This is a genomic window from Embleya sp. NBC_00888 (assembly GCF_045207655.1).
Classification (GTDB): domain Bacteria; phylum Actinomycetota; class Actinomycetes; order Streptomycetales; family Streptomycetaceae; genus Embleya.
The window spans coordinates 143,042-161,268 of sequence record NZ_CP108786.1 but is presented as its reverse complement, the minus strand read 5'-3'; the positions used below and the strand labels follow the sequence as shown (position 1 = coordinate 161,268).

At 68.5% G+C, this 18,227-nt stretch carries 10 protein-coding genes and 1 pseudogene; 4 read left to right on the top strand and 7 right to left on the bottom strand.

Going from position 1 to position 18,227, the window contains the following annotated elements; genetic code table 11:
- Nucleotides 1-12 precede the first annotated feature (12 nt).
- From OG948_RS60270 to OG948_RS60255, 4 genes are read left to right on the top strand one after another with little or no spacing between them, the layout of a single operon-like run.
- Complete coding sequence (locus tag OG948_RS60270) at nt 13-1,599, top strand: hypothetical protein (RefSeq protein WP_331733670.1); 1,587 nt, start codon at nt 13-15, stop codon at nt 1,597-1,599.
- 36 nt (nt 1,600-1,635) lie between these two features.
- Nucleotides 1,636-2,349: an urease subunit gamma gene (gene ureA, locus OG948_RS60265; RefSeq protein ID WP_331733668.1), complete on the top strand. Its 714-nt coding sequence runs from the start codon at nt 1,636-1,638 to the stop codon at nt 2,347-2,349.
- Nucleotides 2,346-4,022 carry an urease subunit alpha gene (locus OG948_RS60260; RefSeq protein ID WP_331733666.1) on the top strand — a complete coding sequence of 559 codons (1,677 nt, stop codon included), beginning with the start codon at nt 2,346-2,348 and terminating at the stop codon, nt 4,020-4,022. The genes ureA and OG948_RS60260 overlap by 4 nt, the downstream gene beginning before the upstream one ends.
- Nucleotides 4,023-4,066: 44 nt before the next feature.
- Complete coding sequence (locus tag OG948_RS60255; protein ID WP_331733665.1) at nt 4,067-4,951, top strand: hypothetical protein; 885 nt, start codon at nt 4,067-4,069, stop codon at nt 4,949-4,951.
- On the opposite strand, the gene OG948_RS60250 is transcribed toward OG948_RS60255, so the two are convergent.
- The 7 genes and pseudogenes from OG948_RS60250 to dnaE form a co-directional block, all read right to left on the bottom strand.
- Nucleotides 4,912-5,649: a phosphotransferase family protein gene (locus tag OG948_RS60250; RefSeq protein ID WP_406300986.1), complete on the bottom strand. Its 738-nt coding sequence runs from the start codon at nt 5,647-5,649 to the stop codon at nt 4,912-4,914. The genes OG948_RS60255 and OG948_RS60250 overlap by 40 nt on opposite strands.
- Nucleotides 5,650-6,513: 864 nt before the next feature.
- On the bottom strand, nt 6,514-6,798 hold the full coding sequence (locus OG948_RS60245; protein WP_331733661.1) for a transposase: 285 nt from the start codon (nt 6,796-6,798) through the stop codon (nt 6,514-6,516).
- A gap of 178 nt (nt 6,799-6,976) precedes the next feature.
- Nucleotides 6,977-7,384: pseudogene (locus tag OG948_RS60240) on the bottom strand (transposase); the annotation flags it as partial.
- A 371-nt stretch (nt 7,385-7,755) separates the two neighbouring features.
- Nucleotides 7,756-12,267 (bottom strand): hypothetical protein, encoded by a 4,512-nt coding sequence (locus tag OG948_RS60235; protein WP_331733659.1) that lies wholly within the window; start codon nt 12,265-12,267, stop codon nt 7,756-7,758.
- A gap of 88 nt (nt 12,268-12,355) precedes the next feature.
- On the bottom strand, nt 12,356-13,243 hold the full coding sequence (locus OG948_RS60230) for a hypothetical protein (protein WP_331733657.1): 888 nt from the start codon (nt 13,241-13,243) through the stop codon (nt 12,356-12,358).
- Nucleotides 13,244-13,758: 515 nt separating this feature from the next.
- The gene (locus OG948_RS60225) at nt 13,759-14,100 is read right to left on the bottom strand and encodes a hypothetical protein (protein WP_406300985.1); all 342 of its coding nucleotides are present in this window, start codon (nt 14,098-14,100) and stop codon (nt 13,759-13,761) included.
- Nucleotides 14,088-17,633 (bottom strand): DNA polymerase III subunit alpha, encoded by a 3,546-nt coding sequence (gene dnaE, locus OG948_RS60220; RefSeq protein ID WP_331733654.1) that lies wholly within the window; start codon nt 17,631-17,633, stop codon nt 14,088-14,090. Before dnaE ends, OG948_RS60225 begins: the two co-directional genes overlap by 13 nt.
- Nucleotides 17,634-18,227: the final 594 nt, after the last annotated feature.

Sequence of the window (18,227 nt, the reverse complement as noted above, 5' to 3'; positions counted from 1 at the left end):
AAGCGAGCCGCCATGCCCCGCGACCAGGTCCTCGTCGTCGTCCCTCCCAACTCCAACACCGTCATCACCGGCCGCCTGCTGACCGTGACCCGCCCCGAGGAGCACAGCGACTGGTCCGACTTCCTGTGTCTGGGCGCGCTGTCCCTCGCGTCCGCCCTCGAGGACAACCCACAGATCACCCCGGTCTACATCGACGGCACCGTCATCGACCTCGATGACGTCCTCACCTACATCACCGACCACGCCGAGCACATCCTCGCCGTCTGCCTGGGCATGCTGACCGCGAACTTCGAGGCCGGCGTCCTCATCGCGCGCCACGCCAAGGACACCGACCCGCGCATCACCACCGTCGCGGGCAACGACCACTTCTCCTCCCTGTGGCGCGAATGCATGACCGCCGCCCCGAGCCTGGACTACGGATTCGTCGGCAACGAGATCATCGGCCCGTTCACCCGCCTCATCGCCACCCTGCGCGCCGGCGCACCCGTCGACCCCGGCGCCTTCCCCGGCCTCGTCCACCGCACCACCGACGGAACCCACCTCACCCCGCCCGGCACCGAACCCGTCTTCACCCGATTCGACTACACCCTCGTGGACCGCGCCTTCCACCAAACCCCCCTGTACACCGGGCACTTCCAGACCCGAATCGCGCCACGCCTGCGGGAGCTCCACGGCCGCAAGGTCACCGCGGGCGTACCCGTCGAGATCGGGCGCGGATGCGTAAAGTTCGCGGGCGACGACGCGTGCAGCTTCTGCTCGATCCACCCCGGAATGCTGTGGCGCAACCAACTCAACGCGGCCCAGGCCTGGGACGTCGTCGAGGCCGCCTTCACGGCCGGCTACGACTACCTCTACCTCACCGCCGACGAACTGCCCCTGACCTTCGCCAAACTCCTCACCGCCATGAGCGACACCCGGCCCGCATGGTGGTCGGCCCTCACGGACCGGGACCGCCCCGTCCTGGTCGGCTACGGACGCGCCGACGGCATCGCCGACCCCCGGCGCACCGCACTGCTCACCGACCTGGGCGTACGCCAGATCATGATCGGCATGGACGCGGGCGCGCCCCTGTCGCTGGCCGCCATGAACAAGCCCGTCGGAGGACGCCGACGCGACGTCCTCACCGAGGCCGAGCGGCTGTACGAACTCAACTCGACGGCCATCACCACCGCCCGCGACCACGGCCTGCTCATCCGGGCCGGCTTCGTCGTCGGTCACATCGGCATGAACCGTGCCCTGCTGGAGGAGAACGTGCAGCGGATCCGCGCGCTGATCTCCGAAGGCGGCAGCAACGGGGTCTTCTCCGCGGTCGACGTCGAGGTGCTGTCCCCGCAGCCCGGTGCCCGGGACTACACCTACCTCACCGACCCGGACGCCGCGCAGGCGGCGGCCTCCCGCCTGGGCCTGCACATCGCCGACGGGCCGGTCCGCACCGAGATCGCCCGGCGCTGGGCAGGGCAGGCCGTCATCCCTCCCGAGGACGCGATGCGCGACTACGCCACCGCGCTCATGCCCGAGGTGACCTTCGACGAACTCGCGCAGGCCCGCACGACGATCCGCGCCCACGCCAAGGCCTGCGGCGTGGTCATCGGCGAGTAGCACCCGGCCCCGAACAGTGGTGACGAGGAGAACCCCATGCGCCTGACCCCCGCCGAAAGCGACCGACTCCAGCTCTATCTGGCCACGCTGCTCGCCCGAGAACGACGCGCCCGGGGCGTCCTGCTCAACGTTCCCGAGGCCACCGCGCTCATCGCCCACGCCGCCTGCGAGGCCGCACGGGACGGCGCCCGCCTGGACGAGGCAGCCGCTGCCGCACGCCGCGTCCTCACCACCGCCGACGTCCTGCCCGGCGTCCCGCACATCCTGGACGAGATCCAAGTCGAGGCCACCTTCGACGACGGCACCAAGCTCATCGTGATCACCGTGCCCATCCCCACCACCGCAGACCCGTCGACCGCGCCCGGCGCCGTACTGTGCGCGCCCGCTCCCTCAGCCGACTACGCCGACCCGGTCGACGTCACGGTCACCAACACCGGCGACGTCCCGATCAGCGTCAGCAGCCATTTCCACTTCTTCGAAGCGAACCGGGCGCTCGCCTTCGACCGCCGCACCGCCTACGGCAGACGCCCCGCCCTTCCCGTCGGCTCCGTCCTCGTCTTCGCCCCCGGCACCACCCACACCGTGTCCCTCACCCCACTGGGCGGCGACCGCATCGCCATCGGCTTCGCCGGCCTGGTCGACGGCCCCCTGGACACCCCCGGCACACGCGAAAGGGCACTCCTTCGCGCCCGCGCCGACGGCTACCTCGACACCGGGAACCCGCCCCCGCAGGAAGGCCACCCCACATGAACCCCATGGACTACGCCCAGCTCCACGGGCCCACCACCGGCGACCGGATCCGCCTCGCCGACACCGGCCTGGTGCTCCGCGTCGTCGACGACGCACAACGTCGCGGCGAGGAGTTCGTGACCGGCTACGCCAAGACCGCCCGCGACGGCATGCACATGAAAGCCGAACCCACCGCCGACACCTGCGACCTCGTCGTCTCCAACGCGATCCTGGTCGACCCGATCGCCGGGATTCGCAAGGTCTCCATCGGCATCAAGCACGGCCGCATCCACGCCATCGGCCGTGCCGGCAACCCGGACACCCTCGAAGGCGTCGACGTCGTCGTGGGCACCGGCACCACCGTCATCGCCGGGGAAGGCCTCATCGCCACCCCCGGCATCGTCGACACCCACGTCCACCTCGTGTCCCCGCGCATTCTGGACGCCGCCCTCGCCGCCGGGGTGACCACGATCGTCTCCCAGAACTTCGGCCCGACCTGGGGCTGCGGTGTGACCGCCCCGGCCGAACTGCGCCACGCACTACGCGCGTTCGACGCATGGCCGGTCAACATCGCCCTGCTCGCCAGGGGATCCAGCTCCCACCCCGCCGGCCTCGTCCGAGCCCTGGCCGAAGGTGGCGCATCCGGCTTCAAGGTCCACGAGGACATGGGCGCCCACGCCCGCGCCCTCGACACGGCCCTGACCGTCGCCGACGAACACGACGTCCAAGTCGCCCTCCACAGCGACACCCTCAACGAAGCCCTCTACGTCGACGACACCCTCGCCGTCATCGCCGGCCGAACCCTGCACGCCTTCCACGTCGAAGGCTGCGGCGGCGGCCACGCCCCCAACGTGCTGCAACTGGCCGGTGTCCCCAACATCATCGGCTCCTCCACCAACCCCGGCCTGCCCTTCACCCGCGACACCGCCGCCGAACACCTCCACATGATCGCCACCGTCCACCGCCTCGACCCCGCAAACCCCGACGCCATGCGCCTGGCCGCCGACCGGATCCGCACCGGAACCCTCGGAGCCGAAGACGTCCTCCACGACCTCGGCGTCATCCCCATCACCTCCTCCGACTCCCAGGCCATGGGCCGCATCGGCGAGACCGTACGCCGCACCTTCGCCGTCGCCGCCAAGATGAAAACCCTCGACCCCGACGCACCCACGCGCTCCGACGACAACGAACGCATCCTGCGCTACATCGCCAAACTCACCATCAACCCCGCACTCGCCCACGGCATGGCACACGAGATCGGCGCCCTCACCCCCGGACGACTCGCCGACATTGTCCTGTGGGACCCCCGCTACTTCGGCGCCAAACCCCACCTCGTCCTCAAAGCCGGCTACCCCGCCTACGGCGTCACCGGAGACCCGAACGCATCCACCGAATCCTGCCAACCCCAAACCCTCGGAAAGCAGTTCGGCGCCTACGGCGAAACCGCCGCCGACCTGTCCGTCGCCTTCGTCAGCCAAGCAGCGCACGACACGGGCGCCGACCGGCTGCCCACCCGCCGACGCCGCGTCCCCGTCCGCGACACCCGCACCATCGGCCTGGCCACCATGCACCTCAACAACCGCACCGCCACCGTGCGCGTGGATCCCGCGAGCAGCCGCGTCACCCTGGACGACACCCCCATCAGCTCCCCGCCCGCCCCACACACCGCCCTCGGCCGCCTCTACTTCCTGTGACCGGCCACCAGCCACCCCGCCCCGACCCACCCAGGGAGCCAGTCTTGCCCGCACACACGATCACCACCGAGCTGCTCCGGCACGCCCGCGCGAGCGTCGACCTCGACGCCGACGACCGCCGAACCCTCGCCGCGCTGCGCACCGCCGCCACGGACTTCTTCAGACAGGACGAAGCCGTCAAACGCACCCATGGCAGCATCGACTTCAACTACGGCTTCCGCCCCTGGGGCCGTCAGTACTCCATCAGCCCCGACCGCCCCGACATGAACGAGAGCTTCACCTACTGGGCGGATCGACCCGCCACCGTCCCGGACCACGACGCGCACACCGTCGCACCGTTCCTGGCGGCGCTCGGCGCCTACTGGGACGTGACCGCCCGGATCACCGCGGACGCCCTCGCGGGCATCGCGGCCCACTACGGCGGCCACAGTGAGCCGCTGCCGTTTCGCGACTACTCCTACCTCGAGGTCAACTGGTACCACCCCAGCGACCGGGACCTGCTCCAGGACCGTCACGAGGACGGCCACCTCTTGACACTGGCGGTCGCCGACGGCCCCGGCCTGGAGATCGAAACCGCAGGGAAGATGGAACCCGTGCCCGGGACGGACAGCCAACTCCTCGCCATGCCCGGCAGCCTGCTCACCGCGATGACCGGCGGGGACATCCCCCCGCTGTACCACCACGTCCGCAACCACCGGCTCCCGCGACGCTTGACCGTGCTCTTCCTGGCCAACCCGCCACTCGACCGCCCCGTCGCGCCCTACGCAACGCGCAAAGGCCGGCCCGCGGACATCGCCCGGCTCGCCCGCGACAACGGAGCCATGTTCGGCCTTCCGCCCGCACCCAGCAGCCCGGGCGCGGACGCCGCAGGCAACCCGGTCACGAGGGATCAGGACAGCGACCGGTCGAAGACCTCACGGTTGGTGTAGACGAACGAGGCCTCTCGCCTGCTCCAGGCAATCCGGTCCGCCAGAACGTCCGGAGCCGCAGGAGCCGTCTCCGGCCGCGCCAGGAACTCCGCCCAGAACCGCACGTTCCGCGACTGACGCTCGAGAACGCAGTCGACCAAGGCGTGCCGCTCCACATCCTCCAAGCCGTACGCGTCCGCGATCACCCGGACCTGGTCCGCCTGCTCTTGCAGCGGCATTACCTGCTTGGACGAGATCGTCCACGTCCAGGCCATGTAGCCGACGTCCTCGAGCCGACTGCCCGGAGCGGCCTCCGCAAAGTCGATGATCGCAATCGGCACGTCGTCCCGGAACACGAAATTGTTGGGCCCGGGATCGTGATGGCACACCACGTCGAACCGGCCCGCCAGCGCGCTTCCCCGCGTCGCGTCGTGCATACCCCGCAAGAGACGGGCCGCCGCGCGGACCTGATCGTCCGACCACGGGCGAAAACGTGACGGAACATCCCCGGCAATGTAAGTCAGGACGTCCTTCTCGTCGACCTGGCCCAGGTATTTCGGAGCACCTGGGAAGTTCCCCTGATCCAGGATCTTCAGGAGGGACGCCATGAATTCCGAGGAATCCGACGCGGGTCTGAGAACCGTGTCATGCCTCCGAAGGACCTCCGAGGCCATGCGCCCACCGGTCAGCACGACTGCACCATCGGACGCATCAGTCACTGCTGCCGCTCCCGTACCTAGATTGCCAGTCGACCAACACGCATCGCGTAACTCTCTGCCTGCCCGGACACCCCGGTCCCGCTTCGCGACCCGAGTGATGCTAGCGGAGAGGAGCAGAATCGCGAGGCAGACACCCGCAAGTACACAGGATGCGTCGGCAGGCGCGGCTGCGGCCGGTGATCGACCGCGCGTCGTTGGTGGCTCCGTCGCAGATGGTCGTGTCCTGCGCTGCGGCTTCCGGCGTGGGACGGAACGGTGGCGAATACTCACGACAGGGGCGTAGACGCCCGCGCCGAGGCGGGCGCATCGCCGCGATCCACCTGTTGGCCAGGGGAGAGTACGACCTGGTGTGCCCCTGGCTGGTGCGGCTGCTGTGGCCTCGCGAGGATCCCCCAGGAACTGATGAGCGCCACGTCCGATCTGCGGGCCTGGTGTGGCTGGGAGCTTCCGGCGCAGGTTCGCCGAAACCGCCCACTTCGTGACGGCGAACAGGGCTCCGGAGCGCTCACCCATGTCTCACCGGACACCCGGGGAACCGAGGCCCTGCGGAGCGCCGCTGCGGTGTTCGGTGAGCGTTCGCGCGAAAGGCCGAAAGGTGACGGTGGGAGCGTAGGGTTCCGGACGGCCGGCTGGAACGGCCCCAGTAGGCACAGGCGTTCGATCTCGTCAAGGAATCGGGGTGCCCAGCATTCATTGATTAGCGCCTCTGTGTGTCAAGCGGCTGCTACGAGTTGCTTTCGTTGGTCGCGTTTCATGATCCGATAGACAACGTTCGACAAGCGTCGCTTGAGTGCTCGGCGGGCCTCGGCGGGTGTCTTGCCTTCGGCGATCTTGCGCAGGTAGTACTCCTGGCCGCGGCCGCCGTCACGGATCTGGCAGATCGCGATGATGTGGAGAGCGGAGTTTGCCGCCGGTGTTCAGCCGGTGCCGGACGTTCTTCCCGCTCGAGGGGTCCAACGGTGCGCTTTCGACGTAGCTGGCGAAGTGGTGCTCGGTGGGGAAGCGGGCGGCGTCGCCGACGTGTCCGAGGATTTTTGCGGCCAGCACGGTGCCGAGCCCGGGCAGCGACGTCAACGTGGTTCGGGACGCCGCCACGGCGTCGCGCATCTGGACCTCGTTGTCCTTGACCTGCCGGTCCAGTCGCCGCACATCGGCCAGCAGGTCCCGGGCGATGTCGCGCCGGCAGTTGTCGGTCGCGGTCGCGGGGCGGATGCCCTTTCATCAGCACGGCGGCCTTGTCGGCCGAGAGCCGTGTGGGCGCGCCTCCGGGCAGCAGGTCGCGAAGGACCGCGTGAAGTCGGTTGATCGCGCGGGTGCGCTCGTTGACCAGGTCGTCCGTCAACAACCGCAAAATCGTGGATTGATCCTCTGCGGCCACCTTGCGAAGGTCGGTCCGGAAGAGCGCGACTTGGGCCACGTGCAGGGCGTCCGCGGGGTCGGTCTTGCGGTCGCCGCCGGTGGCAAGGAGCCTGGTTCTGGCCGAGAGTGTCGAGGGAACGTCCACGACGTCCTCGCCGGCCGCGGCCAGTTGCTGGGCGAGCGTTCGACCGAGCCCACCGGCTCCCTCGACCGCGAACCGGCGCTCGGGCCACTGCTCGCACCAACGCATCAGCTGCGCGAAGGTGCCGGCGTTGACGACGAACCGTCGCTGGCCGATCTTCCCTCCCCCGATATCGATCGTGACGGCTGTGTGAGAGGACTTGTGGGGGTCGATCCCGATGGTTATCACGCGCATCCCGACCTGTTCGAAGCGGCAGAAGTGTGCGGTGGGCACCCTGACTTGAAGTAGTGATCACACATTCATGCCTCTGTCGAGCCACACCGCGCGGATGCCGATCGGCGGCGGCACGCTAATCATGAGCCAGTCCCGGAGGACGGCAAGGAGCTATGCGAGCCAGTGCCGATCGGCACCCTGGACGCTACGGCTGCAGACCGAGCATCTGGTGACGATTCAACAAGTCAGGATCTCCGAAGTCGGCTGGACCTTGGCGTAGTTGGCGCGAGTCCGGTCCGCGAACCGATGGTCGGTGGGCCGCGGCGAGCCCGCCGGATTAACCAATGCGAGCCGCGACTCCGGACCGCGTTGATGTACCGCCGGGACAATGATCAGCAGGCGTGAGGGGTGAGGTTCCAGACGAAACAGGCGACGTCGAGGTCGAACGTGGCGACAAGTCCCGTGCTCGTCGCGGCTACGACTCCCGCGACACGGGGCGCCCGGGCGCTGTGAATTCGACAAACCTCCAGCCCGGTGATCAGGTCCCACACCATCGCGGTCCCGTCGTGGCCGGTGGTGACGGCGTGCGGACGCCCGTCGATGATTACCGCGCTTACCGAGATCACCGCGTTGGTGTGGCCGGTGAGCGTATGGCGTCGGATCCCGTTGATCAGGTCCCACACCATCGCGGTCTCGTCGTGGCCGGTGGTGATGGCGTGCGGACGCCCGTCGACGGTCACCGTTGCCACTGAAGTCACCATGTCGGTGTGGCCGGTGAGGGTGTGGCGTCGGGTTCCGGTGGTCAGGTCCCACACCAGCGCGGTCTTGTCGTGGCCCGTGGTGACGGCGTGCGGACGGCCTTTGACGGTTATGGTCGCCACGGCGTGCCACATGTGGGAGTGGCCGGTGAGAGTGTGGCGTCGGGTTCCGGTGGTCAGGTCCCACACCATCGCGGTGTCGTCGCTGGTGGTGATGGCGTGCGGGCGCCCGTCGATGGTCGCCGTCGCCACGGTGTACACAACGCCGGTGTGGCCGGTGAGGGTGTGGCGTCGGGTTCCGGTGGTCAGGTCCCACACGATCGCAGTCTTGTCGTTGCTGGTGACGGCGTGGGGCCGGCCGTCGACGGTTGCCGTTGCTACGGCGTTTACCGGGTGCGTGTGCCCGGTGAGGGTGTGGCGTGGGGTTCCGGTGGTCAGGTCCCACACGATCGCGGTCTTGTCGTTGCTGGTGGTGACGGCGTGGGGCCGGCCGTCGACGGTTGCCGTTGCTACGGCGTTTACCGGGTGCGTGTGCCCGGTGAGGGTGTGGCGTGGGGTTCCGGTGGTCAGGTCCCACACGATCGCGGTCTTGTCGTGGCTGGTGGTGACAGCGTGCAGACGGTTGTTGACCGTCACGGTCGCCACCGCGTTCACGCTGCTGGTATGGCCGGTGCGAGCAGCACGACTTCGAGGTTCTGTGGTCAGGTCCCACACCATCGCGGTCTCGTCGTGGCCAGCGCTGACGGCGTGCGGGCGCCCGTCAACGGTCGCCGTCGCCAGGGAGAGCACCACGTCGGTGTGGCCGGTGAGGGTGTGGCGCCGGGTGCCGGCGGTCAGGTCCCAGACCACCGCGATCTTGCCGTAGCCGCTGGTGACGGCGTGTGGATGCCCGTTGATGGTCACCGTCGCCACTGAGAGCACCGGGTGGGTGTGGCCGGTGAGGGTGTGGCGTGGAGTTCCGGTGGTCAGGTCCCACACGATCGCGGTCTTGTCGTTGCTGGTGGTGACGGCGTGCGGGCGCCCGTCGACGGTTGCCGTCGCCACGGAGTTCACCGGGTGGGTGTGGCCGGTGAGGGTGTGGCGTGGAGTTCCGGTGGTCAGGTCCCACACGATCGCGGTTTCGTCGTTGCTGGTGGTGACGGCGTGCGGACGGCCATCGACGGTTGCCGTCGCCACGGAGTTCACCGGGTGGGTGTGGCCGGTAAGCGTGTGGCGTCGGGTTCCGGTGGTCAGGTCCCACACCACCGCGGTCTTGTCGTAGCTGGTGATGGCCAGCGGACGGCCGTCGACGGTCACGGTCGCCACCGCGCTTGCGTGCCCGTTGAGGGTGTGGCGCCGGGTTCCGGTGCTCAGGTCCCACACGATCGCGGTCTCGTCGCAGCTCGTGGTGACGGCGTGCGGACGGCCGTCGATGGTCACGGTCGCGACCGCGCATACCTCGTCTGTGTGGCCGGTGAGGGTGTGGCGTGGGGTTCCGGTGGTCAGGTCCCACACGATCGCGGTTTCGTCGCAACTGGTGGTGACGGCGTGCGGACGGCCATCGACGGTTGCCGTCGCCACGGAGTTCACCGGGTGGGTGTGGCCGGTAAGCGTGTGGCGTCGGGTTCCGGTGGTCAGGTCCCACACGATCGCGGTCTTGTCGCAACTGGTGGTGACGGCGTGCGGACGGCCATCAACGATCAGCGTCACCACGGTGTACACCGCGTTGGTGTGGCCGGTGAGGGTGTGGCGGCGTGCGGGGTGTACGAGGCTGGTGGCCCAGAGGGGAATGACGCCAGCGGTCTTGTGGTCCAGGGCGGTGGTGGCAAGGGCGTGGGCGAGTGCGGGTTTTCGCCATGCGGCGGCGTCGATGGCCAGCAGGCTGCGGCGGGCCTCGATGTCGTGGCGCCGGGGGTGGTGGGTGGTGGTGGTTCGGTAGACGTAGGCGTTGTCGACGGCGGCGGGGATGGTGGCGTGATGGAGGTGGGGTGCGAGGTGGTCGGGGTCGACGTGGAGCACGAATGCGGGATCGGTGAGGAGTTCGTCGAATGCGCCGTAACCAGCGGTGACCGCGTGGGTGGGGGCATGGCGGTGGAGGTAGGGATGGGCCAGTGCCCAGTCCCGGTGGTGTCCGTTGCTTCGGGGGATGGTGTCCAGGAGTGCTTGGTGGGTGGTGGTGGGGTCGGCGACGTGCGCAGTGTGTTCGGCGAGGGCTTGGTGGTAGTAGCGGTAGAGGAGACGGCCGTCGGTGTCGGCGTCGGTACGCAGGTAGAACCAGGCCTGAGCGAGGGCTTCGCGAGTTGCCGTGATGTCGGCGGGCAGCACGTCGTCGGCGTGGGGGCCATGGTGACCCACGGCGACGGCGTGAAGGAGTTCGAGGGGTATTCCGCGGCCTCGGGCCTGTCCCAGGGCGGCCAGAACGGGGCGGATCCATGGGTTGGCATGCGCGAGCCGGGCAACATGGAGATCGAACATAGCCGTGATGTTGCAGGGCAGTTCGGCCGTGATCCGCGCGACGTCGTGGTCTGCAGTGGCGTCCTGGTGGAGGAGGTGGTCGGCGTAGAGGGAGGCGATGAGGAATGCGCCGTGTTCGGTGGCGTGGGCAAGGCGGTGCGCGATGGCCCGGGCCGTGGCAGCGGGGAAGCGGCCGTAGAGGAGCGCGGCGAGGTAGCCGGTGAGCTCTCGGGTGAGTTCGTCAGGTGTGCGCGTGTCCAGGTCCAAGACACGATCGGGGCGGTCGCGGATGGCCCGGTGGAGGGAGGGGAGGGCGTCCCACCACGGGCGGGTGCCGATCATGATCCGGCATGGGATGTCTTCGGCGGTGGCCAAAGGGAGGAGAAGTTCGCCAAGGATGTGGGTGGGCTCGGGAGACTCGTCGAGGGCATCCAGGACGATCGTCACGGGTCCGACGTCGCGTAGCCGCGTGAACAGACGGTTGTGGTCGCCAACGGGCGAGTGGCTGGGCACGGTCGGGATTGCTCGGGGTGTGTCGGGGAGTTGGCGAGTGAGGCTGTCGACGACTTGGGCGAGGGTGCGTTCGCGGGCGTGGACCGCCAGGACGTGGCCGTGGGAATCGGGCATGAAGCGATCCTGGACGCGGCCCAGAACCGGTCCCCTGATCGGTTCGAGCGCGGGATGGGCGACGCAGACGGTGACGCCCAGGAGCGCGGATTTCCCCGACCCGGGTCCGCCGGTGACCACCAGGAGCCGGTCGTTGTCCGTGTCGGGGTTCTCCAACCAGCCTTGGATGCGGCGTAGTTCGCCGTCGCGTCCGCTGAACAGGCAGGTGCCGTGGGGGGCGCCGGAGGCGCGGGTGACGAAGTGGGCGGGGTCCAGGCCCGGGTCGCTCTCCAAGGCGAACTGGCGCAGGCTGGCGTCCAGTCGGGCGAGGTAGCGGCCAGCGGGGTCGGTGGCATGGGCGGGGTTGCGGAAGAACGGCGGCGGGTCGACGTACGCCTCGGTGCGGGGAGTGCGTACCACGGTCTGTGGGGTTGCGTTGCTCGTGTGGGCAGTGCGGGCGAGGTCGCGGTCGATCTCGCGGGCGAGGGTGGACACGGGAACGTGCTCCAGCGCCGGTGAGAGGTCGAGTCGGCCGTCGGCGAGGTTGCGCAGGACGGTGGCGGTGGCGTTGCTGAAGCGGGCGCCGTGAGTGGTTTCGTCGGCGGCGCACGCCGCTATCACCCACGCCTTGCGATGGTTTCCCGACAGCCGTTGGGCGAGTTGGGTGGCCAGCGCTTGTCCGCCGCCGCACACGTCCAACAGGAACAACACCGGCCCACTGGACCTGTTCTCGACGTCGCGCAGCAAATCGCCCGCCTCGATCGTGGTTGCCCACAACCGGTCGCCCCGTTCGCTGCCGCCCACGGCCAGACACAGGCTCGTCCCGTCGCGGGCGACCTCGCCGTGCCCGCTGAAGTGCACAACCAGCGGCTCGCCCGCGGCTTCGTCCAGCGTCCGTGCCCATACGTCGCGGAACCCGTCGCGGTCGGGGTCGAGCGTCGGCACCCCCGACACCACACCGGCACGGGTCAACGCGCGTGCCACCTGTTCCACAGCGTTCGCCACCTGCGGCAGCGGCGCGAAAGGGGCGATTGCATCCCTGTGTTCCTCCTCGGTCACGATCCGTGAGGGAAAGCTGCCCGCTCCCACCACCAAAGACCGCACCATCACACACCCACTCCCTCCTGTCCCGATGGGACGAACTCGACCGCCGGACTCCGTTTGGACCGCCATCAGCATCTGCGCGGTGCGAGCCTCAGAGGGCGAGGTAGGGCGCGATCGCGGCCGCCGTCAGGCGGTGGCCCAGATACATCCCCAGCGTGTGCGGGTCCGCGATCTTGGCATCAACCGTCTCATGCTCCACTCCGGAGAACAGGCCACCCAACTCGGCTGGGGTCGCGACGAAGTCGCCGACGTCCGCGATGTTCAACCACCGGTCCACACCGGCGGGACGCTTCCCCAGACCATGATGGGGTTCCGGTTCCAGCACAGGGAAGATCCCGGACACCGCCAACGGGGATCCCACCGTCACCAACAACTCGACCCGCAGGTCGGGGTAGGCGTGCAGTGTCTCGTATGCAACCACCGACCCGAGCGAGTGCGCCACCACCACCCGAGGACAGGTCTCGCGGATTCGGTTCGCCACCAGGTTGCGCACCGCCAGGCGGCGCGACCGTATCGAGGTGTAGGCGTCCACCTCCCTGATCGATGCCACGAACGCGCGCGACCAACGACGCACGAACTCCTCCCGACGCGTAGGCGAAGCGTCCTCACCCAACTCGTGCAACCGCTGCCGCGCCAACCACCCCAGCGCCCCCCGCAGCGGCGCCCACATCATGGCCTGCGTTCCGGTCGGTTCGGGTACTCCCGCCGCTCGCAGCCACTCCCTCAGGCGTTCCTCCACGTGCTCGGACAGGCCCTCCAGTGGGTCGGCGGGCTCCCCGGCCTGCTCCTCGCTCGCGTCGTCCAGCAGGTGCGCGTAGTAAGCCATCACCACGTTCGGCACAGGAACGTCCACCAGTCCGGCGGCCGTCAGTCCTTTGCGTACGTGCGACCGCGCACGCTCCGCCAGCCCCTCGGCCGCCGCTTGCAGCGACATCCCCCGCTGCCGGTTCCAGATCCCGTGCACCACGACCAACCCCATGCGTCACCCCCACCGCCGCGCCCCGACAGCAACGCCCCCACTCAACACCCCTACGCCACGGGCCGGGAGTGGAACCTGCGGATTGGTACACCTCCAGTACCGCTACAGAACGGGTCGGATGTTGGGCAGCTGACCGAACACGGGCTTCGACTGGAGTAACCGTCCGGTCGGCCTTCAAATGGTGCCGGGGGCGGGTGCAGCAAGCCGAGCGGTGGCCCGGAAGGGGGAGGACCTCTGGACTTCTGGGTTCGGCGGGAGCCTCCGCCGCTCGAACGCCGGTCCCCTAAATGCCTTTTCACCCAAGATGTGGCTACTACTACTCTGCTCCTGCTGGGCGTCGTCGGGGCTGCGGGCAGGGCGGGATGAACTGGCCGCGTTCCAGGGGAGGCGCCTGTCCGCCCGCGAGACGGCCTTGAGCGTGCTGCAGCGACTCTGCGGCTGCGCGTGACGAGCCGAGAATGGATGCCCGACGTGGTGACGTGCTCAGGCGCGTCCGTGCCGAGTCGCCGCCCGGTTCATTCGGTGGTGGGATCGGCGGCCGGGTTCATGGGCAGGCCAAGGCGCCAGCGTCGTCTCGAGGAGCCGCCGCGCTGAACGGCGGTATCGAACAGGTGTGCGTAGTGCCCAATCAAGTCCGTGTTGGCGGGACTCACGTGTCCGCCGAACGCGTCGAACAGCGCCAGAAGTCGCGCGGCGTCGAGGTCGTGACGTGAGCACCGGGGGCACACGTACGCCACGTGTATCCTCTCTTGTCCGTCGCGTTCGTAGGGGACGTCCAGCGCGCAGTAGGGTTCCCGGCAGGTCAGCGTGTCTTCGGCGCGGACGTCGTATTCGCGGTGCCCGTTCACATGCTCCACGCCTCCGCGCCGAGCATCGACTTGATCTCGCCGGCGAGGCCGCCTTCGGGGTTGACCCGGAAGTCCAGGTTGTAGCGGGTGCGCATGCGCGCGCTCTCCAGGATCAGGTGCACCGGGTTGTCCCCGGGGTGTGAGGAGAGCACCCGCTTGATGTCTCTCACGAGGTTCTCGGTGACCCTGTTCGCCGCGAGGGTGAGGGTCACCGGGGCCTTGCCGCCGTGTTCGGCCGAGCCGATGTCGAGCGGGACCAGTTCGGAGCCGAACACGCTCAGCGCGCCGTCGCGTTCGTTGAGCCGGCCCTTGATGCTGACCGCGACGTCCTCCTCCAGCGCGTGCGCGACCAGCGTGTACGACTGCGGGAAGAACAACACCTCGATCTCGCCGTCGTGGTCGGCGAGGTTGATCATCGCCCACGGCGAACCGCTCTTGTTGACCTTGCGCTGGATGCCGGTGATCAGGCCCGCCAACTGCACCTGGCCCTCGGTCCGGCCGGAGTTCTTCAGCTCGGTGATCGAGGTGTCGCGGTGTCGGGACAGGATGTGCTCGGCGCCGTCGAGCGGGTGCGCGGAGACGTACAGGCCGAGCATCTCGCGCTCGGTGGCCAGCTTGAGCTTCCGCGGCCACTCCTGGTCGGTGAGCGTGAAGTCGAGCCCGACTGCGGGGTCGTCCGCCGCTTCCTCGCCGCCGAACAGGTCGTACTGACCCGCGGCCTCCTGCTTCTTCAGGCCCACCACCGCGTCCAGGGCGCGGTCGTGCACTTCCACCAGGGCCCGGCGGGTGTGCCCGAGGGCGTCGAACGACCCGGCCTTGACCAGTGATTCCACCGCGCGCTTGTTGCACGCGGGCAGGCCGATCTTGGTCAGGAAGTCGGCGAACGAGTTGAACTTCCCCTTGCTCGTACGCGCCTCGACGATGTCGTTGATGACGTTGTCGCCCACGTTGCGGATCGCCCGCAGGCCGAATCGCACGTCGGAGCCGACGGCGGTGAAGTCGGCCACGGACTCGTTGACGTCCGGCGAGAGCACCCGGATGCCGGCCGACCTGGCGTCGGCCAGGTACATGCCCATCTTGTCCTTTTCATCGCCCACCGAGGTGAGCAGCGCGGCCATGTACTCGGCGGGGAAGTTCGCCTTGAGATAGGCCGTCTGGTACGACACCAGGCCGTACGCGGCCGAGTGCGACTTGTTGAACGCGTAGCCGGCGAACGGCACGAGGACGTCCCAGACGGCCCGGATGGCCTCGTCGCCGTAGCCGCGTTCGCGACACCCGGCCTGGAACGGGATGAATTCCCGGTCGAGGACTTCCTTCTTCTTCTTGCCCATCGCGCGACGGAGCAGGTCGGCCTGGCCGAGGTTGTAGCCGGCCAGCACCTGGGCGGCACGCTGTACCTGTTCCTGGTAGACGATCAGGCCGTAGGTGGGGCCGAGTACGTCCTGCAGGGGTTTTTCCAGTTCGGGGTGGATGGGCGTGATCTCCTGCTGCCCGTTCTTGCGGAGTGCGTAGTTGATGTGCGAGTTCATGCCCATCGGACCGGGCCGGTACAGCGCGGAGACCGCGGAGATGTCCTCGAACTCGGTCGGCTTCATCAGCTTGAGCAGCGCCCGCATGGGGCCGCCATCGAGCTGGAACACGCCCAACGTGTCGCCCCGGGACAGCAGTTCGAACGTGGTCGGGTCGTCGAGCGGGATCTTCTCGATGTCGACGTCGACACCCCGGTTGGCCTTGATGATCTTGATGGCGTGATCGATGATGCCCAGGTTCCGCAGACCCAGGAAGTCCATCTTGACCAGACCCATCGCCTCACACGACGGGTAGTCGAAGCCGGTGATGATCACGCCGTCCTTGTCCCGCCGGTGCAGCGGGATCAGGTCGATCAGCGGCGTCGAGGACAGGATGACCGCGGCGGCGTGCACACCGGTGCCGCGCATGAGGCCCTCGATGCCGCGCGCGGTGTCGATCACCATCTTCACCTCGGGGTCGGACTCGTACAGCGCGCGAATCTCGCCGGCCTCGGTGTAGCGCGCGTGGTCCTTGTCGAACATCCCGGACAAGGGCATCGACTTGCCCATCACGTCCGCCGGGTACGCCTTCGTGATCCGGTCGCCGGTCACGAAGGGAAAGCCCAGGATCCGGCTCGCGTCCTTGATCGCGGCCTTGGCCTTGATCGTGCTGAACGTATTGACCTGCGCGGTGTAGGCCGAGCCGTACTTCTCGGTGACGTAGCGCACCATCTGGTCGCGCTGGCGGTCGTCGAAGTCGATGTCGACGTCCGGCGGGTTGATGCGCTCGGGGTTGAGGAAGCGCTCGAACAGCAGGTCGTAGTCGAGCGGATTCAGGCCGGTGATGCCGGTGAGGTAGGCGACCATCGATCCGGCCGCCGAGCCGCGGCCGGGGCCGACGGGGATGCCGTTGTCCCGGGCGTACTGGCAGATGTCGGCGACCACGAGGAAGTAGGAGTCGAAGCCCATGGGCGTGATCACGCCCATCTCCAACTCGATCCGGTCCAGCACCTCCTGGCTCGGGTTGTCGCCGAACCGGTGCTTGAGGCCCGCGGCGATCTTCTTGCGCAGGTACGTCGCCTGCGTCTCGCCCTCCGGGACGTCGAACTGCGGCATCCGGTTGACCTCGGCGAACACCTCGTCGTACGGCTGGATGCGCTCGGCGATGGCCAGGGTGTTGTCGCACGCCTGCGGAAGCTCACGAAAAAGCCGGCGCATTTCGTCGGAGGTCTTGATGTAGTAGCCGGTGCCGGCGAACTTGAACCGGTTCGGGTCGGCCTTGTTCTTGCCCACGCCCACACACAGCAGCGAGTCGTGCGCGTCGGCCTGGTCCTCGGTCACGTAGTGCGAGTCGTTCGTGGCCAACAACGGGATGCCCAGTTCCCTGGCGATCCTCAGCAGACCCTCACGGACGTTGCGCTCGATGTCGAGATCGTGGTCCATCAGTTCCAGGAAGTAGTTCTCCTTGCCGAAGATGTCCTGGTACGCCGACGCCGCCTTGATCGCCTCGTCGTACTGATCCAGGCGCAACCGGGTCTGCACCTCGCCCGACGGGCAACCGGTCGTGGCGATGATGCCCTCGTGGTGCTGCGCGATCAGCTCGCGGTCCATCCGGGGCTTCATGTAGAAGCCCTCGATGGACGCCAGGCTGGAGAGTTTGAACAGGTTCCGCAGCCCTTGCGCGTTCTCCGCCCACATCGTCATGTGGGTGAACCGGCCGCCACCCGAGACGTCCTTGCCGCCCTCACCCTCGGCGGTGGTCACCGTCCGGCGTCCGCCGGGCGCCCAGAACTCGGGCCGGCGGGCGTGTCGGGTGCTGGGGGCGACATACGCCTCGATGCCGATGATCGGCTTCACCGTCGAGCGCTTCGCGGTCTGGACGAACTCGTACGCCCCGAAGACGTTGCCGTGGTCCGACATGGCGACCGCGGGCATGCCCTGGCGCTCGACCTCGGCGATCAGCCCGGTGTTCTTCGCCGCCCCGTCCAGCATCGAGTACTCGGTGTGGACATGCAGGTGCACGAAGGTTGACACAAGGGTTCTCCTCGTCCGCAGAGTCACCCACCCTAGCCGCGCACGCTCTTGCTCCAGAGGGCATCCGGGACCCGAAGTCGCACCGCGACGCGTCGACCCGGGTGACGCTTGGGAAATCACGAACCGGCTGCGGCGAGCCTGGCGTGTCGACTCTCCCGGCTGTCCGCAAGCGCTCGCTCATGACGGCCGGGCCGCGGGCCAGGATCGCCTCGAGCAGGTACCGACGCGTGAGCCCCATCGCTTGCTGTGGGTTCCGGGCCAAGGCGTCGGGCGTCACCTCCGCGCGCGTCATCTGAGTCCATGATGTCTACTCGGGGATGTCTCCGACGAGGGGCTCCTCATGCGGATGGACACCGAGGTCACGCAGGTCGAGATTCCTTCCTGCTCCTGCGCCCCGATCACGATCGGGTGAGGCATGCACCTCTCACGGTGGAGTGGCCCGATCCCGTCTGCCGCGCGATCAGGGCTGCCCCAGGCGTGACGTTGGCCGCCGGTCCAGGTCGGCTCCGACCACCACGCACGGTGGGAGCCGGACCTTGCCTCGCGACGCAAGCTCACCGCAATCGAACACCGCTCCCGTCGCTTCTTCGGCCC